Origin of the sequence: uncultured Hyphomicrobium sp. (assembly GCF_902826555.1) — a bacterium.
In the GTDB taxonomy this organism is placed as follows: domain Bacteria; phylum Pseudomonadota; class Alphaproteobacteria; order Rhizobiales; family Hyphomicrobiaceae; genus Hyphomicrobium_C.
Genome location: NZ_CADEFI010000020.1, coordinates 1 through 19,273 on the forward strand (window position 1 = coordinate 1; position 19,273 = coordinate 19,273).

The window sequence follows — 19,273 nt, forward strand, 5'->3', positions numbered from 1 at the left end:
ATGAAGTAGTACATGATGCCGAGGAAGCCGGCCGTAAGGAAGAAGCCGACCGCGTTGTGGCCGTACCACCATTGCGTCATGGCGTCCTGCACGCCGGCGAACAGCGAGTAGCTCTTGGAGCCGAGGAACGATACCGGCACCGCGAGATTGTTGACGACGTGCAGCAGGGCGATGGTGACGATGAAGGCGAGATAGAACCAGTTCGCCACGTAGATATGCGGTTCTTTGCGCTTCCACAGCGTGCCGAGGAACACCAGCAGATAGGCGACCCACACGATCGTGAGCCAGATGTCGATGTACCATTCCGGCTCCGCGTATTCCTTGCTCTGCGTGGATCCGAGCAGATAGCCGGTCGCGGCGAGGACGATGAAGATCTGATACCCGTAGACGACGAACCACGACGTCCAGTAGCCCGCGAGACGCGCACGGCTGGTCCGCTGCACGACATAGAGCGAAGTCGCGATCAGCACGTTGCCGCCGAAAGCGAAGATGACGGCGGAGGTATGCAGCGGCCTGAGCCGCCCAAAGTTGGTCCACGGCAGATCGAAGTTGAGAGCCGGGAAAGCCAGCTGCCAGGCGATGACATCGCCGACCAAAAATCCGGCGATGCCCCAGAACACCGCCGCAAGCGTCGCGAACTTGATCGGGCCATCCATGTAGCCCGCCTGCTCGGTAGCTCCACCCGTCCGCGGATTGGACAGCACGTAGAACCCGGCTACCGCGGCCGCGGCAAGAAGCAGCATCCCGTGGAAACGGATCACCTCGTCGAGACCGGCGATCGCGAGCAGCCCGCCAATCGATCCGAAGAGCGCCGCCGCAACTAACGCGCCGGCCCCCGATAGCGCGATCACCTCTTCGCTGGTTGCTTTCATCAGCCCCTCGCCCATGCGGAAAAACTCGGCTGGACACTGCGGGCAGCCGTCGCGCCCAGCCTTGATTGCGATCAACCTGCGACGAAACAGGCGTTGCTAAGCGTGGATGCGCATCCCTGATGGAGCCCGCCCATGCGCATCGCCCCCTTGAGGTCCCTGGCCGAGCGCTATGCGGCCCCGGTGCCGCGCTACACGAGCTATCCGACGGCTCCGCACTTCCACGATGGTATTGGCCCGCGCGAGGCGGCCGCGTGGATGAGCGAGCTGCCAAAGGGCTCCAACCTCTCGCTCTACGTCCACATCCCCTTTTGCCGGGCCCTGTGCTGGTACTGCGGATGCACCACCACGGTCGCAAACAGCCCTCAGCCGGTCGCGGCCTACCTTCAGACGCTCGAAACCGAAATGACGCATGCGGCAGCGCTCGTGCCCGCGGACCACCGCGTCAGCCACCTGCATTGGGGCGGCGGCTCGCCTAACACCCTCGTCGCAGCGGACATCGTCGCCCTTGCTGACCGCACGCGCGAGCTGTTCAATGTCGACGACGCGGCGGAGTTCGCCGTCGAGATCGATCCGCGCTTCATGGACCGCGACCGCGTCGCCGCCTTTCGCCAGGCCGGCGTCAACCGCGTCTCCATCGGCGTGCAGGACTTCGATCCAAAGGTTCAGGCCGCAATAAACCGCCACCAATCCTACGAGCTCACAGCTCGAGTCGTCGCGATGCTGTGCGAGGTCGGCATTCCGTCCCTCAACATCGATCTCGTGTACGGATTGCCCGGCCAGACCCAGGCCAGCGTCGCGCGAACGCTCGATCAGGTGCTCAAGCTCGATCCCGATCGAGTGGCCGTCTTCGGCTACGCGCACCTACCCGAGCGCATCCGCCACCAACGCCTCATCGACACCAGCGCCCTCGCGGGCCCGGGAGACCGCCTCGGTCAGGCCAACAGGATCTCCCGCAAGCTCTTGGCACACGGATATGTGCGCGTCGGCCTCGATCACTTCGCAAAGCCCAGCGATCCTTTGGCCGCCGGCCCCTTGGGCCGTAACTTTCAGGGCTATACCACCGACACCGCCGACGCGCTGATCGGGTTCGGCGCCTCCGCCATCAGCCGACTGCCGCAAGGCTTTACGCAGAACGCGCCGCGCGTGCCCGACTATACGTCCAGGATCGCAAGCCGGCGGCTAGCCACGGCACGCGGATTCGCATTTTCGAGCGAGGATCGCATCCGCGGCTATGTGATCGAACGCTTGATGTGCGACCTCACGTTCTCGGAGACGGATTTGCGCGCCCGCTTCGGCGCAGCCGAAGCCCAGTCCCTGATCGATGACGCGCAACTCTTGATCGAATCCGACCAGGATGGCCTCATCGAGCCGACGCCCGACGGCTTCCGCGTCTCCGAGGGGGGGCGTCCGTTCGTACGCAGCATCTGCGCCTGCTTCGATTCCTACCTCGGCCAGTCGGCGGCGCGTCACGCCGCAGGCGTCTGACCGATCATGGCGAGCCCGCTAAATGACCTTAGGCGGAGGAGAAAGGCCGTCCGGCGGGCGGGTCGGCGAAAGATTCCTTCCAAAACCGGTCCGGCATTGCTAAGCATTTTAGCAAATCGGAAACTAGGTTTCATGGAACGCGTCAACACCGTTCTGATCGTCGCTCGTCTCGATTCCGACTGGTCGGCGCTTGTCGGCCTCCTGTCGGAACGGCAGGGATATCGCGTACTCACGGCCGCAAATGAGCCCGACGCGCTGCAACTGGCCCACGACGTCCACATCGACCTCGTCATCGCCGAGGACGGAAACAAGGACGTCGACGGCTGCACGCTCCTGGCCGGACTGCGCCTGTCCCATCCGGATGTCATGCGCGTCCTTGTTCTCGCCAAGAGCTCGAAGCTCTCCTCCCGGGCACTCCGCGAAGCGTCTGTCTATCAGTACCTCCGCAAGCCCCTCGACATCGAGCAAGCGGCCCTCGTAGTCATGCGCAGCCTCGAAGCGCGCGAGCTCGCACGGCGGCACCGCCTCATTTCGCGCGAGTTCAAGATGTCGGATGACGGCACGACGTTTGCCGTTCCACCCGTTCTGAGCTTTCAGCCCCAGAGCCAGCGCTTCGAAAAACTCGTTTACGTCAGCGAAATGATGTCGTCGCTCTGCGACCTGGCCAAGACGGCGGCGAAGACCGACCTCCCGATCCTCATTCAGGGAGAGACCGGAACAGGCAAGGAGCTGCTCGCCAGGGCCATCCACTATAACTCATCGCGCAAGACGAGCCCGCTTCTCGTGCAGAACTGCGGCGGCATGAACGACGAGCTGCTGCAATCGGAGCTTTTCGGACACCGGCGCGGCGCGTTCACCGGCGCTGTCTCCGACCGTCTGGGCCTGTTCCGGGCTGCCGACGGCGGAACCGTGTTCCTGGATGAGATCTCCGACGTCTCGGCCTCCTTCCAGGTCAGCCTGCTCCGCTTTCTTCAGGAAGGCGAGGTCAAGCCGCTTGGATCCGACCAGACGACACAATCGAACGTACGCATCATCGCCGCTTCGAACCGCTCACTCGCCCAGCTGGTGAACCGCGGCGAGTTCCGGCGCGACCTCTATTATCGGCTCAAGGGCTTCGAATTCGAGGTCCCGCCGCTCCGCGACCGCACCGAGGACATCGCCGCCCTTGCCGAGTTCTTTGCCGCCAAGCACAGCGAGGCGACAGGACGAAAGATCCTCGGCCTCTCGGCAAACCTCATCGAAAAGCTTTCTCACTACGACTTTCCGGGTAATATTCGTGAGCTGGAGAACGAGATCCGCCGCCTTGTCGTGCTGACGGGCGACGGAGAGTATCTGACCACGCGGCATCTCTCTCCGGCCGTTCAAGCCGCAACGCAACGCCAGGCAGTGGAGCGGCGCAGCGCCTTCTCTCCATCCGGTGAAACGCTCAAAGACCAGGTTGAAAGTCTAGAGCGGCACTTGGTGGAGAAAACTTTGCACCGGCACCGCTGGAACCAGAGCAAGGCGGCCGACGAGTTGGGCCTTTCGCGGGTAGGGCTCGCCAACAAGATTCGCCGCTACGGTCTCAATCAGGAGGGACCACATGATCGCTGACGACGATCACGATGAGGCCGCACCGGGCGCTTCCATCGTTGCCTTTCCTTTCTCGCGCCTGCCGCCGCCGCAGACCGCGTCCGCGCAGACGCCCGAGAGGTTCGGCGAGTTCGCCAAGCTCTTCGGAATGCCGCGCGAGCAGACGACCGGCCATTGGTGCAGTCGCTGTCAGATGATCTGGTACGGCTATTTGCTTGAGGTCGCGTGCCCGGTATGCGGCAACAGGCACGGCTGAGAAAACACCCGATTGTGCACGCGCAGCATTTGCAAACTCACTTACCCATAGCAAAGCAACTTTGCAGATATTTCGAAAAACAGGACGTTTTTACTCAAGAAATTCAAGTCACACAAAATATTGATATAAGGCACTTTTTTATTCCTCCTGCGAATTGGCCCGCGACTTGCTTTCGTTATCTGAAAACGCAAGCGAAACACGGCTTCATGGGAGGGAAAAGGCAATGGCCAATCTTTTGTGGCTCCAAGGCGGGGCGTGCTCCGGAAATACGATGTCGTTTCTCAACGCCGAGGAGCCGAGCGCGTGCGATCTCGTCACGGACTTCGGCATCAACGTGCTATGGCACCCGTCTCTCGGAATGGAGTTGGGCGAAAACCTTCAGCGCATGCTGCGCGGACTGATCAGCGGCGAGATCCCGCTCGACATCTTCGTTTTTGAAGGCTCTGTCGTGAATGCCCCGAACGGCACCGGCGAATGGAACCGCTTTGCCGGCCGCCCCATGAAGGATTGGGTACGCGAGCTGGCGGCCATGGCCGGTTTCACCGTGGCGGTCGGCGACTGCGCCACCTGGGGCGGCATCCCCGCGACCGCACCCAATCCATCCGAAAGCGTCGGGCTTCAGTTTCTGAAGCGCGGCCACGGCGGCTTCCTCGGCAAGGACTACAAATCCAAGGCCGGACTTCCCGTGATCAACATTCCGGGCTGCCCCGCACATCCCGACTGGATCACCCAGATCGTCGTCGCCGTTGCCACCGGACGCGGCGGCGACCTCTCGCTCGACGAATTCGGCCGGCCGAAGACGTTCTTCTCGAGCTTCACGCAGACCGGCTGCACCCGGAACATGCATTTCGCCTACAAGGTCTCGGCGACCGAATACGGCCAGCGCAAAGGCTGCCTCTTCTACGATCTCGGCTGCCGCGGGCCCATGACGCACTCGCCGTGCAACCGCATTCTCTGGAACCGGCAGTCATCGAAAACGCGCGCCGGAATGCCCTGCATGGGCTGCACGGAACCGGAGTTCCCCTTCTACGACCTCGCGCCCGGCACCGTCTTCAAGACGCAAACCGTCATGGGCGTACCGAAGGACATGCCGAGCGGCGTCGACAAGACCGGCTACGTCAAGCTCACGGCCGCCGCCAAGGCCGCTTCGCCCAAGTGGGCCGAAGAAGACATCTTCGTCGTCTGAGCGACGCCACACGCACAACAAGCCATACGTTCTCTTAGGGAGAGAGACCTCCAATGCCAGCAGCAGTGCAAACACTTGATATTTCTCCGGTCGGACGCGTCGAGGGCGACCTCGATGTCCGCGTCGAAATCCAGGACGGAGTTGTCGTCAACGCCTGGACCAACGCGGAGCTGTTCCGCGGTTTCGAGATCATCCTGCGCGACAAGGATCCGCAAGCCGGCCTCGTCGTCACGCCGCGCGCCTGCGGCATCTGCGGCGCCTCGCATCTCTCGTGCGCGGCTTGGGCGCTCGATACGGCCTGGAAAAGCGAGGTCCCGCGCAACGCCATCCTGGCTCGCAACCTGGGACAGATCGTCGAGACGATCCAGAGCCAGCCGCGGCACCACTACGGCCTGTTCATGATCGATTTCACGAACAAGAATTACTCGAAGTCGCCCTACTACGAAGAAGCCGTAAAGCGTTGGGCGCCCTTCACCGGAAGAAACTACGAGATCGGCGTGACGATCTCCGGCCGTCCCGTCGAAATCTACGCCCTCCTCGGAGGTCAGTGGCCGCATTCGAGCTACATGGTGCCGGGCGGCGTCATGTGCGCGCCGACTCTGACCGACGTGACGCGCGCGTGGTCCATTCTTGAGCACTTCCGCCGCAACTGGCTGGAACCGGTATGGCTCGGCTGCTCACTAGAGCGCTACGAGCAGATCCGCTCCTACCATGATTTCATGACTTGGCTCGATGAGCGGCCGGAGCACGCGAACTCTGATCTCGGCCTGTTCTGGCGCATGTCGAAGGACATCGGCCTCGACAAGTACGGCCGCGGCCACAAGAAATACATCTCCTGGGGCTACCTCCCGCACGAGGATCGTTACAACAAGCCGACGATCGAGAACCGCAACGCCTCCGTAATCATGAAAAGCGGCGTGTTCGACGGCGCATCCAGCACGCACAAGCTGATGGAGCAATCCTTCACCCGCGAGGACCTGCGTCACGCGTGGTACGACGAGCCCCAGGCACTGCATCCCTTCGACCGCACGACCAAGCCGGTGCAGAAGAACGCCATCGACCACAACGGGAAGTACTCGTGGTCCTCCGCCGTGCTCCATGCCCAGGATGGGCGCCTGGAGGCCGGGCCCCTATCGCGCCAGTTGGTCGCCGGCGGCACGCACGGCGAGAGCTGGCAGCACTACGATCCGCTCGTGCTGGACATGTATCGAAACATGGGCGGCGCCAGCATCCTGCTCCGCCACTTCGCCCGCATGCACGAGGCCGTGAAACTCTACCGCGAGGCCGAGCGCATCCTGCGCGAGTTCAAGCTCAAGGATCAATGGTACATCAAGCCGACCGAGAAGGACGGTCGCGGCTGGGGCGCCACTGAGGCGGCACGAGGGGCGCTGTGTCACTGGATCGAGGTGCAGGGCGGCAAAATCAAGAACTACCAGATCATTGCTCCGACCACTTGGAATGTCGGCCCGCGCACCACGGATGGAGCGCGCGGCCCCATCGAAGAGGCACTCATCGGTACACCGATTGTCGATCCGCATGACCCGGTTGAGGTCGGCCACGTTTGCCGCTCCTACGACTCTTGTCTGGTTTGCACAGTCCATGCTTACGACGCTAAGACCGGCAAAGAGCTTGCGCATTTCCGGACCGCCTGATGGCAGGCTACCCTTCGCTGCGCCACCCGGTTGCGAGCGAATCGGATCGGGGTGCGCGAGACATCGGTTCGCGCCGGAAAGAAAGCAGGGACATGAGCGCCAAAGGGAAGGACGAGTCGCTCCTTCAGCGGATCGCCGACATGATGGCGGAAGGGCTTGAGACACAAACGGAGCCCTTCCCCGAAACCGAGAAGGAGTTCGGCGCGATCCTTACTGAGCTGCGCCAGCTTCCTTCGGACGATCTGCGCTCGAAGCTCGTCATAAGCGGCTTTGTCGATCATCCGTATGGCCCCGAGCAGCAACGCTGCCTCGAGTGCATGTACTACCTCGTGCATCGCAAGTGGTGCGATCTGCCGGAGCTTTCCGTGCCGGTCGAGCCGCACTGGTGGTGCAGACTTTGGAGGATTTGAGCGGACGCGAGTTGCTGAGGTGCCTCATGGTCGAAGACACGCAACTGGTCAGCGATACCAGGGAACGGGACGAAATTTCTGCCTTGCTCGCTTCCGGCCTCGAGACGGAAGTATTTCCTCGCGCCGACACGCACGAAGCCGTGCAGGAGATCGTCGCGCGCCTGAGGACGGTGGACGGGGATCTCAAGGCCAAACTCGTGATCGCCGGCTTCACCGACCACCCCATCGAGCACGGCGGCATCGAGCAACCGTGCGAAACCTGCATGTACTATCTCGTGCACCGCAAGTATTGCGAGCTCCCGGAACTCGCGTGCTCCGTGGAGCCCGAATGGTCGTGCAGGCTATGGCGCATTTAGCGGGAGCGGACCGTCACGGTCACGAATGCCATGATTGCTGTCATCGGCTGCGGTAACGCCAACAGAACCGACGACGCCGCCGGGATAGAGGTCATCAAGCTCCTCCACGCGCGCAATACCGCTCGCGAGCGTCCAGACGTGCGTCTCCTCGACGCCGGCACCGATGGCATGGCCGTCATGTTCGCGGCTCGCGGTTGCACGACCTTGATCGTCGTCGATAGCTGCTGGACCGGAGCCGAGGCAGGCGCCATCTTCGAGGTGCCGGGCCGCGAGGTGGAGAACAAGTTCACGCCGTCGCTCAACCTTCACGAGTTCCGCTGGGACCATGCGCTCCATGCCGGCCGCCAGATCTTTCGCGATGCGTTTCCGACCGACGTAACCGCCTATCTCATCGAGGCGCACTCTCTGGAGTTCGGCTGCGGTCTTTCTGCAAGTGTCGGCGAATCCGCCATCAAGGTCGCGCAACGGATCGAGGCGCGCATCGCGGCTGCGGCGAGCCTCAGCCGAACGGCGGAGCAACCGCCATGACGGACGGCTGCATTCTGATCGTTCGGCGCGGCGCACTCCACCTCACCCGCCAGGTCTACGAGCGCTTCTTCGCCACACTGGACAATGTCGTCCTGCTCCGCGACGGCAACGACCTCGTGGTGCTTCCCGTCCGCCACCAGGCCGCCGGCGGCTACGTCATCAAGCTGAGAAGCGGAGCCGGAGATCGCTCCGTCACCGCCGCCGACTTCTTCCGCGACAACGGCGTGGACGACGAGGTCCATCTCACGCTTTCCGCAACCTGGAGTGACGAGCGCGCGGCGCTGATCGCCCGCGGCGCATTTGGCTGACAACTAAGTTTGCAATATGCAATTGCAATAGACAGCTACCTAATAATGCGCTTACTGTATTGCAAATGAACTTACCGCACGAAGAGGCGGACATGGGGAGGGTGTAGCGTGGCAGTCGGAGTGCAAGAGCAGGTTCGCGCCGCACTCGCCGCCGCCGATGCGGAAACGGCGAGCCCCGAAGAGCGCGCCGAGATGCTGATGGAAATCGCCGTCGGCCTTCAGCTGAAACCCAAGTCATCGGAAGAGCTGCTGGTCGCGGTCGAGCTTTACGATCGCGCGCTCGCGCTTTGCCCGCCCGCGCAGGATCTCCTCGCCGCCCGCATTCGTGCACGCAAGGCCACCGCCCTGCAGGCGCAGCCGGAGACCGGATCGGGCTCGCTCGAGAAGGCTCGCGAGTCTCTGCTCGAAGCCATCCCAGTCATTCGCGCGCACGGCACCCCCGAGGAGCTGGCCGAAGCCGAGATGAATCTCGGCCTCGTGCTGCAGAGCCTCGCCGGAGCGGGAAAGGCGCGCATCACGGATGCCATCTCCGCCTATCAGCGCGCACTCCGCACCTTCGACCGCAGTCGGTTCCCGAAGGAGTACGCGATTTTGCAGAACAACCTCGCGACCGCTTTCCTGTCCATCCCATTCACGGACGAACGCGCCAAGATGCGCGAAGCCCTTGCCGTGCAGGCGTTCGAGGACGGCCTCAAGGTGGTGAGCCTGATCGACCATCCCGCCGAGTACGCCATGTTGCAGAACAACCTCGGCAACGCGCTTCAGTACGCGTCTTCGAGCCACACCGTCGAAAACAATGTGCGTGCGCTCGAAGCCTACGACGAGGCGCTGAAGGTCCGCACACGCGAGACCATGCCGGTCGAATATGCCAACACCATCGCCAACAAGGCGAACTGCCTCTGGAACCTGCCAGACGATCTCGGCGATCCGGCCGCAGGAAACCGGCGCAACCTGGCTACGGCCGCACGCCTCTACGTCGAAGCGCGTGAGATCTTCAACGGCACGGGCGACGCGGAGAAGGCACGCATCGTTGCCGAAGCCATCGATCAGATCGAGCGCGAAGCCCTCTCGCTCGTTCGCCCCAACGGAGGCTCAGGCCCGATCAACGGACATCACCACGAAGGAGATCAAGCGCAATGATGGAAGTTCCACTTTTCGATTCAGCAGCCCTCGCGATGGTCGCCGGCATTCTGGCGTCGGTCATCGGCGGAATGCTGGGCGGCGTCGTCACGGGCGGAAAAGCTCTCGGCATGGAGCTGGCCGCCTTCATGGGATCCTTTTACGGCGTGGTCTCCGGATCCGCAGGCGTAGCCATCGGTCTCATCATCTTCTCCTACATGACCTGACGGGAAAACTGACATGTTTGAAATGATCAAGAACTCGATCGGATTGTTCTTCAGAGGCAGGCTCTTTGCCGAGCCGCAAAAGGCCTATACCCAGCTTGCCCTCGGCATTCTGACCGGCGCGCTCATCTTCATAGCCGCGCGCAAGGCCGGCATCGCGGCGGTCCCATCCTCCGTCGTCGCGGGCGCGATTGCCGGCGCCCTGCAACCCTACCTCTTCCGCAATCTCCGCTATCGGTGAGGGCCAGGTGTCCGCGCTCGCAGCCATACCCACGACCGTAGAGAGTGAGCGCAACGATGTCGCCCATCTGGTCGGCGACGTCGAGCGCCTCGAAATGATCTTCGACGGCTGGGACGAGACGGCACGCGGCGCGGCACGAGCCTATGGCCTCGCCATCGAGGCCCTGAACGGCGAGGCCTTGCGCCGCCTCGTCGCGGCGCTGAAGCACGATCCCGCGGCGCTCGCGGCCATGAAGTCCGCGGTGGCCGACGATGTCGTCTATGCCGTGATGCGCCGTCACGGAATCATAAAGCCGAGCCTGACCGAGCGCGTCGAAGCCGCCCTCGACGGTATCCGGCCGATGCTTGCCTCTCACGGCGGAGACGTCGAGCTGGTCGCCGTGACCCCTCCCGCCATCGAGGTCCGCTTCACCGGATCGTGCGACGGATGCCCGGCCTCCGCGCTGACCTTCCACGCCGGAGTGAAAAAGGCGGTCGAGGAAGCCTGTCCCGAAATAACCGACATCCTTCAGGTCAAGGGTCTCGCAACAGCATCGGCGCCCAATGGAGACACCGTACGCTTCGTCAGCCCCTTCGCGCTGGCATCCGGCGGGCAATGGCACTACGCGGCCAAGATTGCGGATATCCCCGAAGCGGGCATCAAGGCCATGATCCTCGACGGTGAGAAGCTTCTGCTCTCCCGGCGGGGCTCCATCGTCACATGCTTCCAGAACGCATGCGCCCATCTCGGCCTCGCACTCGACGACGGCGAGATCGAGAACGGCGTCATCACCTGTCCCTATCACGGCTTCCGCTACGATCTGTCGAGCGGTGAATGCCTGACGGCTCCGTCGGTGCAGCTACAGCCCCACGCCGTCCGTGTTGTTGGAACTCGCGTCGAGGTGAGGTTGCAAAAATAGCCATGCGCGTGTCGTTGAACCCAGCTCGCAAGCGGCCAGGAGGCGAGCACTCGGCTCCGCCCTCCTTGCTTCTCGATGCGGACGGCGCGCAGGTGATCCTTGGTCGCCAATCCGCGCCGATGGGTATGGTGGATCCGATAGCACCTGCTGCACGCACTCTTTTCGGACCACGTGGCGCGACCCTCGCCGGCGATCACGGACCGCTGTTCGTCGCCGACACCGGCCATCATCGCCTGTTGATCTGGAACGAGCGGCCCGCACGGGACGAAACGCCGGCAGACTTCGTTATCGGCCAGCCCGACTTCGCATCCGAGGGGCGGAATGCCCACGGCCTCGTCGGAGCAGCGACGCTCAACGTCCCAACCGGCGTGGCAGCGAGCGACGGCGTGCTGGCAGTCGCCGACGCCTGGAACCATCGCATTCTCATCTGGCACGGCTACCCCACGCGATCCAACCAGCCGGCCGATGTCGTACTCGGTCAAGCCGATTTCGAAAGTGGCGCACCGAACCGCGGCCACGACACGCCCAGCGCCGAAACACTCAATTGGTGTTACGGCGTGGCGATCTGCGACGGCGCCCTTTACGTCGCCGACACCGGAAATCGCCGTGTCTTGAAATGGAACCGCATCCCGGACGCCAATGGCACGCCAGCCGACGCCGTTCTTGGACAGCGTGATTTCGAAACGCGTGACGAGAACGGCGGCCGGCCAGCAGACGCCGCCGGCATGCGCTGGCCGCACGGTGTGACCGTCGATCACGATCGGCTGTTTGTCGCCGATGCCGGCAACAATCGCATCATGGTGTGGACTGCGCCGCCCCTGTGCAACGGCGATCCATGTGCCTTCGTTATCGGCCAACGCGATGCCGCGGGCGTCGACCACAACCAAGCGGCGTACTATCCGACCGCCTCATCGCTCAACATGCCGTACGGCGTCGGCATCGTCGGCAGCAAACTGCTGGCAGCCGATACCGCGAATTGCCGGTTGGTCGGCTACGACCTCGCGGCGCTCGGCATGACGGCTGAGGCCCAGGGCTTGGCCGGACAGGCGAGCTTCGAAGACAAAGGCGAGAACCGCTGGGGCATGCCGCGGCGCGACAGCCTATGCTGGCCCTATGGCGTTTCCGTTTGCGGCACGACCGTCGTCGTTGCCGACAGTGGCAATAACCGGGTGTTGATTTGGGAGGCGTCGCCATGAGCACGACGGCGCCTCTTGCGCGGAGCGTGACCTCCGGCTCCGTCGCCGTTCAGATCCGAGTCCGCGGGCGGGTGCAGGGCGTGGGTTTCCGCCCGATGGTGTGGCGCCTTGCCCGCGAGCTCGGGCTGCGCGGAACGGTTTTAAACGATGCCGAAGGCGTGCTGATCCGCGCCACCGGAGCGGCAGACGCCCTTTCGTCGTTTGTCGCGCGCCTCCAATCCGAGCGCCCGCCCTTGGCCTCCGTCGAAAGCATCGACGTGATGTCCTACGCCGGCAGCCTGCCCGCAACCTTCGAGATCATCGAAAGCCGGACCGGCAAGGCCGATACGGAGATTGCGCCAGACGCGGCGCTCTGCGCCGAATGCGCCGCCGACATTTTCGATCCGTTCTCGCGCCGCTATCGCTACCCGTTCACGACCTGCACCAATTGCGGCCCGCGCCTCACGATCATCGCCCGCATGCCCTACGACCGGGCCTCGACCAGCATGGCCGCTTTCGACCTCTGCCCAGAATGCGGATCCGAGTACACCAACCCGGCCGATCGCCGCTTCCATGCCGAGACTATCGCATGTCACGCTTGCGGGCCCAAAGCCCGCCTCATGCGCTTCGATGGCAAGGCCGTAAGCTTCGAGCAGACCTCGATGCTGGACGACGTCGACGCCGCTCTCGGCCTCATTCAGAAAGGCGAGATCGTCGCCATCAAGGGCCTCGGCGGCTATCACCTGGCCTGCGATGCCACGCAGCAAAACGCCGTCGAGCGCCTTCGCAGGTTGAAGCAGCGCGACAGCAAGCCGTTCGCCCTCATGGCGCGCGACCTCGACATCATCCGCAGCTACGCCGCCGTTGGTCCGGACGAGGAAACAGCTCTCGCGAGTCCCGCGGGACCTATCGTTCTGTTGCAGGCGAAAGGTAACAAGTGTCTTCCGGACGCGATTGCACCCGATTTGCGCACCCTTGGCTTCATGCTGCCCACGACGCCGCTGCACGCTCTCCTCCTGCGCCGCATGAACCGTCCCGTCGTCATGACGTCGGGCAATCTCTCCAATACTCCGCAAGCCATCTCTGACGAGGATGCGCGGGTGAGGCTCGCCGCCATCGCCCCGTTCGCACTCGTTCATGAGCGCGACATTCTCAATCGTGTCGACGATTCCGTCGTGCGGTTCGCAGCCGGATCCATCCGCGTCCTGCGGCGCGCACGGGGATACGCGCCCGCACCCATCCGGCTGCCGAGCGGCTTCGAAGCCGCGCCCGAGATGCTGGCCGTGGGCGGTGATCTCAAGGCGGCCTTCTGCATGGTGAAAGCAGAAAGCGCCGTGTTGTCCCAGCACATCGGCGACCTTGACGACGCTCTGACGTTCGACGACCTCACGCGCGCGATTGCGCTCTATAGAGATATGCTTGCGATGGAGCCCGGCGTCATCGTAGCCGACCAGCATCCGGCCTATCGCAGCTCAGCTCTCGCCCGGAAAATGGCGAGCGCCGAAAACCTGCCGCTTCTCGAGGTTCAACACCACCACGCACACATCGGGAGCTGCCTTGCCGAGAACGGTTGGCCCCTTGAGGGCAAACCCGTTCTCGGCATCGCGCTTGATGGTCTCGGCTACGGATCGAACGGCGAAATCTGGGGTGGCGAGTTCCTGCTGGCCGATTACACGCACTTCACCCGCCTTGGCACGTTCAAGCCCACCGCCATGTTGGGCGGCGACCAGGCCTCGCGTGAGCCGTGGCGCAATCTCTATGCGCATCTCATGGCCGAGATGGGCTGGGGCGCCTTCAGCATGAATTTCTCGGAGCTCGCAATACACGAAGCTCTTAGCGCGAAGCCGCGAAAGATTCTCGATGCGATGCTCCGCGACCGCTTCAACGCACCTCCGGCATCGTCGTGCGGGCGGTTGTTCGACGCCGTCGCGGCAGCTCTCGGTCTTTCCTTCGAGCACCAGGGTTATGAAGGCGAGGCCGCGGCCCGGCTCGAGGCGATTGTCGACCACGACGCACTCGTCAACGAGGATCGCGCGCTCGACTACCCGTTCACGATCCCGCAACTCAAGAATGCTGGGCTGCCCTATGTCGAGCCGCTCGCGGTGTGGAACGCGATCCTCGGCGACATGATCCTCAAAACCCCGGCGGGCGTCATCGCCGCCCGCTTCCACCGCGGTCTCGCGCGCGTGCTCTGCGCCATGGCCGTCAAGCTTGCCCAGCGCGACAGCGAGACGGGAGCTCGCTTCGACACTGTGGCCCTCTCCGGCGGCTGCTTCCAGAACAGGATCCTCCTGGAGACGACCGTCCAGTCACTCGAAGCGGCGGGATTCTCCGTCCTGACACACAAGGCCGTCCCCGCTGGCGATGGGGGACTGGCACTCGGTCAGGCCGCAATCGCCGCCGCTCAAATCATAACAAGCAGAACAAGCACACGACCCATCGGAGGAAGCAACCCATGTGCCTCGGAATCCCAGGCCGAATTGTAGCCATCGACGACGCGCGAAAAAAGCTCGCCACCGTCGACGTCTCCGGCGTCAAGCGCCAGGTCAACATCGCCTGTGTCGTATCGGACGACCATCCGGTCGAAGCCTGCGTGGGGGACTGGGTGCTCGTGCACGTCGGCTTCGCCATGAGCCGCATCGACGAGGCGGAAGCCGCAGAGACTTTGAAGGTCCTGACAGAACTCGGCGAGGCTCAGGCCGAGATGGAAGCGATGCGGCTCTCCGCAACCGGCTAGGAGACACGCCATGGCCAATGAAACGGAACTTTCGGGTCTCTACCCCTTCCTGCATGGCAAGGTCCAGGACCCAGGAAAGCTCGACGCCGCCCTGCTCCACTCTGTTACTGAGAAGGCGCGCGAGAGCCGGGAGACGAACCAGGCGTTCTTTGCCGAGAGCGCGCCCGTGCTCGTTGGCGCCGCCAAAGCACTGGCAAATCTCTACCGCAACGGCGGCCGGCTCTTTTCCATGGGCAACGGTGGATCGAGCTGCGACGCCTCGCATGTCGCCGTCGAATTCGTGCACCCCATCACGGCGGGACGCCCGGCCCTCGCCGCGACCAACCTCGTCGCCGATCTGGCCATGATCTCCGCCGTCGGCAACGACATCGGCTTCGACCACGTCTTCGTGCGCCAGATCATTGCCCAAGGCCGCGCGGGCGACGGTCTCGTCGGCATCTCCACAAGCGGAAACTCGACCAATATCATCGCCGCATTCGCCAAGGCCAAGGAGATGGGCCTCGTCACCATCGGCCTCGCGGGCGGCGATGGCGGCCGCATGAAAACGTCAGGCGTGGTCGACTATTGCCTGGTCGTCCCCACGCACTCGATCCACCGCACGCAGGAATGCCACGTGACGGCCTACCACATCCTCTGGGATCTCGTTCACACGCTGCTGGCCGACGATCGCGGCTCGGCAGCCAGCAAAGGAGCGGCGGCATGAAATACGTCGAGGAATTTCGCGACGCCGAGAAGGCCAAGATCCTTGTTCAGGAAATCGACAAGCTGGTCGCGGAGATCGACATCGCCAAGGAGCGCCCGATCTCGATCATGGAGGTCTGCGGCGGCCACACCCATTCCATCTTCCGCTATGGCCTCGAAGGCATGCTTCCGAAAGAGATCGAGCTGGTACACGGGCCCGGCTGCCCCGTGTGCGTGCTGCCGATGGGGCGCGTCGACGACTGCGTCGCCATCGCCGAACGCCCGGAGGTGATCTTCACCACCTTCGGCGACGCGATGCGCGTGCCGGGATCGAAAAAAAGCCTTCTGCAGGCCAAGGCCGACGGCGCCGACGTGCGCATGGTGTATTCGCCCATGGACGCGCTCGCGCTTGCGAAGAAGAACCCGGACCGGGAGGTGGTCTTCTTCGCCATCGGCTTCGAGACCACCATCCCTTCAACGGCGCTGACCATTCTCCAGGCCAAGGCTGACGGCGTCGAGAACTTTTCCGTCTTCTGCAACCACATCACCATCGTCCCGACGATCAAGGCCATCCTCGACAGCCCAGATCTCCAGCTCGACGGCTTTCTCGGGCCCGGGCATGTATCGATGGTCATCGGCACGGCGCCCTACGAGTTCATCTCCCAACACTATAAGCGGCCGATGGTTGTCGCCGGCTTCGAGCCATTGGATGTCCTGCAATCGATCTGGATGGTCCTGAAGCAGATCAAGGAGGGACGCGCCGAGATCGAGAACCAGTACGCGCGCATCGTCTCCGACGCGGGCAATTCGCCGGCCCTGACCGCCTTGAGCGAGGTCTACGAGCTGCGTGAGTTCTTCGAATGGCGCGGCCTGGGTTCGATCGATCATTCGGGCGTCCGCATCCGCGACGCGTACAGCGTCTTCGATGCCGAAACGCGCTTCGCGATGCCCAACATCAAGATCGCCGATCCCAAGTCCTGCCAGTGCGGAGAGGTTCTGAAGGGCGTGATCAAGCCATGGCAATGCAAGGTCTTCGGCAGCGCCTGCACGCCCGAAATGCCGCTCGGCGCTCTGATGGTGTCGTCCGAAGGCGCTTGCGCCGCCTACTACCAGTATGGCGGCGTCAAAAAGCGCGAGGCCGTGTCATGAACGTCATGCCCATGCCGCGCAAACGCAGCTTTGGTCACATCTCGGTTCCCAAGGTCACGCTCGCCCACGGTGGCGGCGGCAAGGCCATGAAGGACCTCATCGACGACGTCTTCGTATCCGCTTTCGACAACGCCGCTTTGGCCCCGCTCGAGGATCAGGCGCGGTTCGACCTGTCGGACCTCGCCCGGTACGGGGACCGTCTCGCATTCACGACAGACTCCTTCGTCGTCGACCCGCTGTTCTTCCCGGGTGGTGACATCGGCAAGCTGGCCGTCTGCGGGACGGTCAACGACCTGGCGGTCGGCGGGGCTCAGCCGCTTTATCTCTCCTGCGCGGCCATCGTCGAGGAAGGCGTCGAAGTGGACCTCCTGCGGCGCATCGCACTCTCCATGGCAATGACGGCGCGCGCCGCCGGCGTCGAGATCGTCACCGGCGACACCAAGGTCGTGCAGAAGGGAGCCTGCGACAAGGTCTTTCTGACGACCACCGGCATCGGCGTCATCCGCACCGGAATTGTGCTGGGCGCCGACAGGGCGCGTCCCGGAGACGTCGTGCTTGTCAACGGCGTGCTGGGCGATCATGGCGCAGCCATTCTGGGCGCGCGCGGCGATATGGCGCTCGATAGCCCCATCGTCAGCGACTGTGCCCCGCTCAACGATCTGATCGATGTGCTCATCGCCGCGGCACCCGGGACGCGGGCCATTCGCGACGCCACGCGCGGCGGTGTAGCCACCGTACTGAACGAGATCGCACAAGCGTCCGGAGCAGCCATCGACATCGACGAACGCGCGACGCCGTTGAGAGAAGAGGTCAGAGGTTTCTGCGAGATCCTGGGACTCGATCCGCTTTATCTCGCCAACGAAGGCAAGATCGTTGTGATCGTACCGCCGGAAGAGGCCGACGGCGCACTCTCCGCCATGCGAACTCACCCACTGGGCGCAGCCGCCGCCGCAATCGGCGAAATCCGTTCGGGCGAGCCGGGCCGCGTCACCATGCGTACGGTCTTCGGCGGCAACCGCATCGTCGACATGCTCGTCGGCGAGCAACTGCCGAGGATCTGCTGACATGCACGAACTCGGCATCACCCGAAACATCGTCGCCATCGCCGCCGACGCCGCCAAGGGCCGCAGGGTGCTGCGCGTCACGCTCGATGTCGGAAGGCTCGCTGGTGTCATGACGGAAGCCATTCAATTCTGCTTCGAGACGGTAGCCGCGGGCACGGCCCTCGACGGCGCGCAGCTCGACATCAACGAGATCACCGGACGCGCCAAGTGCCAGGCGTGCGGCTCGGTCTACGACACCCCGACACTGTTCACGGCCTGCGTCTGCGGCAGCCGCGCCTGCGAGCGCCTGTCCGGAGAAGAGTTGAAAATCAGAAGCATCGAACTCGAGGAGGCTGCGTGATGTGCGGAACCTGCGGATGCGACAGCACCACGAAAGTGACGATCACGAATCTCGAGACGGGCCTCACGGCAACGCTTGACCGACACGCTCACGAGCACGCCCATGAGCATGTTCATGCCGACGGAACGCGACATAGCCACGCGCATACGCATGGCCACGAGCACCACCATCATGACCACCACGGCGACGATGGCCATGACCACCACCATCACGACCATGAGCACACGCACGAAGACGGCACGACACACACCCATGCCCATCAGCACAGCCACTCCCATGACCACGGAGATGTTGCGGGCGCCAGGGGCGAACGCGCGACCATCGTCGCTCTCGAAGCCAGGATCCTCGCCAAAAACGACGCGCTGGCGGACAGAAACCGGGCCTGGTTCGCCGGCCGCGAGATCCTTGCGCTGAACCTCGTCAGCTCGCCAGGCTCCGGCAAAACGACACTCCTCGAGCGCACCATCCGCGATCTCTCGACGGAATTGAAGCTGTCCGTCATCGAAGGCGATCAAGCCACCGCCAACGACGGAGAGCGCATCCGCGCAGCCGGCGCCCCTTGCGTTCAGGTGAACACCGGAACCGGATGCCACCTCGAAGCCGACATGATCGCGCGTGGCTTATCCGACCTGAGGCCACCCACGGGATCGGTCGTGCTCGTCGAGAACGTCGGCAATCTCGTTTGCCCGGCCCTTTTCGATCTCGGCGAGCGCGCCAAGGTCACGATCCTCTCCGTCACCGAAGGCGAGGACAAGCCCCTCAAGTATCCGCATATGTTCAAGGCCAGCCGCATCATGATCCTGAACAAGATCGACCTCCTGCCCCATGTCGATTTCGACGTCGAGAAAGCGATCGGCAATGCCAAAGCCGTGAACCCCGACATCGTCGCCCTTCGTGTGTCGGCGCGCACCGGGGAGGGCATGGCTGCCTGGTACGACTGGATTCGCCATGAAGCAGCTCTCGTGCGTGCGGATCCCATCTGAAATCACCACGACGCAAACGAAAACATCAACTTGGAGG

Annotated in this window: 22 protein-coding genes; 21 read left to right on the forward strand and 1 reads right to left on the reverse strand. The window is 63.5% G+C overall.

Annotation, left to right across the window (positions count from 1 at the left end; all coding sequences use genetic code 11):
• Positions 1 to 872, reverse strand: an 872-nt coding sequence (locus tag QZV93_RS10115; protein WP_295558089.1) for a cbb3-type cytochrome c oxidase subunit I, incomplete at its 3' end; no start/stop codon positions are given.
• Positions 873 to 1,004: 132 nt separating this feature from the next.
• Here QZV93_RS10115 and hemN point away from each other — a divergent pair.
• The 21 genes from hemN to hypB all read left to right on the forward strand — a co-directional run bounded on the left by hemN (position 1,005) and on the right by hypB (position 19,236).
• A complete protein-coding gene (hemN, locus tag QZV93_RS10120) occupies positions 1,005 to 2,357 on the forward strand; it encodes an oxygen-independent coproporphyrinogen III oxidase (protein WP_295558090.1) in 1,353 nt (450 codons plus the stop codon).
• Between the two features lie 132 nt (positions 2,358 to 2,489).
• The gene (locus tag QZV93_RS10125) at positions 2,490 to 3,950 is read left to right on the forward strand and encodes a sigma-54 dependent transcriptional regulator (RefSeq protein WP_295558091.1); all 1,461 of its coding nucleotides are present in this window, start codon (positions 2,490 to 2,492) and stop codon (positions 3,948 to 3,950) included.
• Entirely contained in the window at positions 3,940 to 4,185 is a 246-nt protein-coding gene (locus tag QZV93_RS10130; protein ID WP_295558093.1) for a hypothetical protein, read from the forward strand. Before QZV93_RS10125 ends, QZV93_RS10130 begins: the two co-directional genes overlap by 11 nt.
• 223 nt (positions 4,186 to 4,408) lie before the next feature.
• Positions 4,409 to 5,371 (forward strand): hydrogenase, encoded by a 963-nt coding sequence (locus QZV93_RS10135; RefSeq protein ID WP_295558095.1) that lies wholly within the window; start codon positions 4,409 to 4,411, stop codon positions 5,369 to 5,371.
• Between the two features lie 53 nt (positions 5,372 to 5,424).
• Positions 5,425 to 7,023, forward strand: coding sequence for a nickel-dependent hydrogenase large subunit (locus tag QZV93_RS10140; protein ID WP_295558097.1), 1,599 nt, complete (start codon positions 5,425 to 5,427; stop codon positions 7,021 to 7,023).
• A gap of 92 nt (positions 7,024 to 7,115) precedes the next feature.
• Positions 7,116 to 7,433, forward strand: coding sequence for a hypothetical protein (locus tag QZV93_RS10145; RefSeq protein ID WP_295558099.1), 318 nt, complete (start codon positions 7,116 to 7,118; stop codon positions 7,431 to 7,433).
• Positions 7,434 to 7,459: 26 nt separating this feature from the next.
• On the forward strand, positions 7,460 to 7,789 hold the full coding sequence (locus QZV93_RS10150; protein ID WP_295558101.1) for a hypothetical protein: 330 nt from the start codon (positions 7,460 to 7,462) through the stop codon (positions 7,787 to 7,789).
• A 30-nt stretch (positions 7,790 to 7,819) separates the two neighbouring features.
• On the forward strand, positions 7,820 to 8,317 hold the full coding sequence (locus QZV93_RS10155) for a hydrogenase maturation protease (protein ID WP_295558104.1): 498 nt from the start codon (positions 7,820 to 7,822) through the stop codon (positions 8,315 to 8,317).
• A complete protein-coding gene (locus QZV93_RS10160; RefSeq protein WP_295558105.1) occupies positions 8,314 to 8,625 on the forward strand; it encodes a hypothetical protein in 312 nt (103 codons plus the stop codon). The genes QZV93_RS10155 and QZV93_RS10160 overlap by 4 nt, the downstream gene beginning before the upstream one ends.
• A gap of 108 nt (positions 8,626 to 8,733) precedes the next feature.
• Entirely contained in the window at positions 8,734 to 9,765 is a 1,032-nt protein-coding gene (locus tag QZV93_RS10165; protein WP_295558106.1) for a hypothetical protein, read from the forward strand.
• The gene (locus tag QZV93_RS10170; RefSeq protein WP_295558107.1) at positions 9,762 to 9,971 is read left to right on the forward strand and encodes a hypothetical protein; all 210 of its coding nucleotides are present in this window, start codon (positions 9,762 to 9,764) and stop codon (positions 9,969 to 9,971) included. The genes QZV93_RS10165 and QZV93_RS10170 overlap by 4 nt, the downstream gene beginning before the upstream one ends.
• A 13-nt stretch (positions 9,972 to 9,984) precedes the next feature.
• Positions 9,985 to 10,209, forward strand: coding sequence for a hypothetical protein (locus tag QZV93_RS10175; RefSeq protein WP_295558108.1), 225 nt, complete (start codon positions 9,985 to 9,987; stop codon positions 10,207 to 10,209).
• Positions 10,210 to 10,216: 7 nt separating this feature from the next.
• Positions 10,217 to 11,107, forward strand: a complete 891-nt coding sequence (locus QZV93_RS10180) for a NifU family protein (RefSeq protein WP_295558110.1) — start codon at positions 10,217 to 10,219, stop codon at positions 11,105 to 11,107.
• Between the two features lie 125 nt (positions 11,108 to 11,232).
• A complete protein-coding gene (locus QZV93_RS10185; protein ID WP_295558112.1) occupies positions 11,233 to 12,303 on the forward strand; it encodes an NHL repeat-containing protein in 1,071 nt (356 codons plus the stop codon).
• Positions 12,300 to 14,768, forward strand: a complete 2,469-nt coding sequence (hypF, locus tag QZV93_RS10190; protein ID WP_295558114.1) for a carbamoyltransferase HypF — start codon at positions 12,300 to 12,302, stop codon at positions 14,766 to 14,768. Before QZV93_RS10185 ends, hypF begins: the two co-directional genes overlap by 4 nt.
• Positions 14,738 to 15,019: a HypC/HybG/HupF family hydrogenase formation chaperone gene (locus QZV93_RS10195; RefSeq protein WP_295558116.1), complete on the forward strand. Its 282-nt coding sequence runs from the start codon at positions 14,738 to 14,740 to the stop codon at positions 15,017 to 15,019. Before hypF ends, QZV93_RS10195 begins: the two co-directional genes overlap by 31 nt.
• A gap of 10 nt (positions 15,020 to 15,029) precedes the next feature.
• Complete coding sequence (locus tag QZV93_RS10200; RefSeq protein ID WP_295558119.1) at positions 15,030 to 15,722, forward strand: SIS domain-containing protein; 693 nt, start codon at positions 15,030 to 15,032, stop codon at positions 15,720 to 15,722.
• On the forward strand, positions 15,719 to 16,849 hold the full coding sequence (gene hypD / locus QZV93_RS10205) for a hydrogenase formation protein HypD (RefSeq protein WP_295558121.1): 1,131 nt from the start codon (positions 15,719 to 15,721) through the stop codon (positions 16,847 to 16,849). The genes QZV93_RS10200 and hypD overlap by 4 nt, the downstream gene beginning before the upstream one ends.
• Positions 16,846 to 17,913, forward strand: coding sequence for a hydrogenase expression/formation protein HypE (gene hypE, locus QZV93_RS10210; protein WP_295558123.1), 1,068 nt, complete (start codon positions 16,846 to 16,848; stop codon positions 17,911 to 17,913). Before hypD ends, hypE begins: the two co-directional genes overlap by 4 nt.
• Before the next feature lies 1 nt (position 17,914).
• Complete coding sequence (locus QZV93_RS10215) at positions 17,915 to 18,253, forward strand: hydrogenase maturation nickel metallochaperone HypA (RefSeq protein WP_295558125.1); 339 nt, start codon at positions 17,915 to 17,917, stop codon at positions 18,251 to 18,253.
• On the forward strand, positions 18,253 to 19,236 hold the full coding sequence (hypB, locus tag QZV93_RS10220) for a hydrogenase nickel incorporation protein HypB (RefSeq protein WP_295558128.1): 984 nt from the start codon (positions 18,253 to 18,255) through the stop codon (positions 19,234 to 19,236). The genes QZV93_RS10215 and hypB overlap by 1 nt, the downstream gene beginning before the upstream one ends.
• Positions 19,237 to 19,273: the final 37 nt, after the last annotated feature.

What these genes read in the sequence shown, in the direction of transcription:
- QZV93_RS10145 (WP_295558099.1), top strand. Translation starts at nt 7,116, where the DNA reads ATGAGCGCCAAAGGGAAGGACGAGTCGCTCCTTCAGCGGATCGCCGAC.
- QZV93_RS10140 (WP_295558097.1), top strand. Translation starts at nt 5,425, where the DNA reads ATGCCAGCAGCAGTGCAAACACTTGATATTTCTCCGGTCGGACGCGTC.
- QZV93_RS10215 (WP_295558125.1), top strand. Translation starts at nt 17,915, where the DNA reads ATGCACGAACTCGGCATCACCCGAAACATCGTCGCCATCGCCGCCGAC.
- QZV93_RS10170 (WP_295558107.1), top strand. Translation starts at nt 9,762, where the DNA reads ATGATGGAAGTTCCACTTTTCGATTCAGCAGCCCTCGCGATGGTCGCC.
- QZV93_RS10150 (WP_295558101.1), top strand. Translation starts at nt 7,460, where the DNA reads ATGGTCGAAGACACGCAACTGGTCAGCGATACCAGGGAACGGGACGAA.
- QZV93_RS10195 (WP_295558116.1), top strand. Translation starts at nt 14,738, where the DNA reads ATGTGCCTCGGAATCCCAGGCCGAATTGTAGCCATCGACGACGCGCGA.
- hemN (WP_295558090.1), top strand. Translation starts at nt 1,005, where the DNA reads ATGCGCATCGCCCCCTTGAGGTCCCTGGCCGAGCGCTATGCGGCCCCG.
- hypB (WP_295558128.1), top strand. Translation starts at nt 18,253, where the DNA reads ATGTGCGGAACCTGCGGATGCGACAGCACCACGAAAGTGACGATCACG.
- hypD (WP_295558121.1), top strand. Translation starts at nt 15,719, where the DNA reads ATGAAATACGTCGAGGAATTTCGCGACGCCGAGAAGGCCAAGATCCTT.
- QZV93_RS10125 (WP_295558091.1), top strand. Translation starts at nt 2,490, where the DNA reads ATGGAACGCGTCAACACCGTTCTGATCGTCGCTCGTCTCGATTCCGAC.
- QZV93_RS10175 (WP_295558108.1), top strand. Translation starts at nt 9,985, where the DNA reads ATGTTTGAAATGATCAAGAACTCGATCGGATTGTTCTTCAGAGGCAGG.
- QZV93_RS10200 (WP_295558119.1), top strand. Translation starts at nt 15,030, where the DNA reads ATGGCCAATGAAACGGAACTTTCGGGTCTCTACCCCTTCCTGCATGGC.
- QZV93_RS10135 (WP_295558095.1), top strand. Translation starts at nt 4,409, where the DNA reads ATGGCCAATCTTTTGTGGCTCCAAGGCGGGGCGTGCTCCGGAAATACG.
- hypE (WP_295558123.1), top strand. Translation starts at nt 16,846, where the DNA reads ATGAACGTCATGCCCATGCCGCGCAAACGCAGCTTTGGTCACATCTCG.
- QZV93_RS10130 (WP_295558093.1), top strand. Translation starts at nt 3,940, where the DNA reads ATGATCGCTGACGACGATCACGATGAGGCCGCACCGGGCGCTTCCATC.
- hypF (WP_295558114.1), top strand. Translation starts at nt 12,300, where the DNA reads ATGAGCACGACGGCGCCTCTTGCGCGGAGCGTGACCTCCGGCTCCGTC.
- QZV93_RS10160 (WP_295558105.1), top strand. Translation starts at nt 8,314, where the DNA reads ATGACGGACGGCTGCATTCTGATCGTTCGGCGCGGCGCACTCCACCTC.
- QZV93_RS10185 (WP_295558112.1), top strand. Translation starts at nt 11,233, where the DNA reads ATGGTGGATCCGATAGCACCTGCTGCACGCACTCTTTTCGGACCACGT.
- QZV93_RS10155 (WP_295558104.1), top strand. Translation starts at nt 7,820, where the DNA reads ATGATTGCTGTCATCGGCTGCGGTAACGCCAACAGAACCGACGACGCC.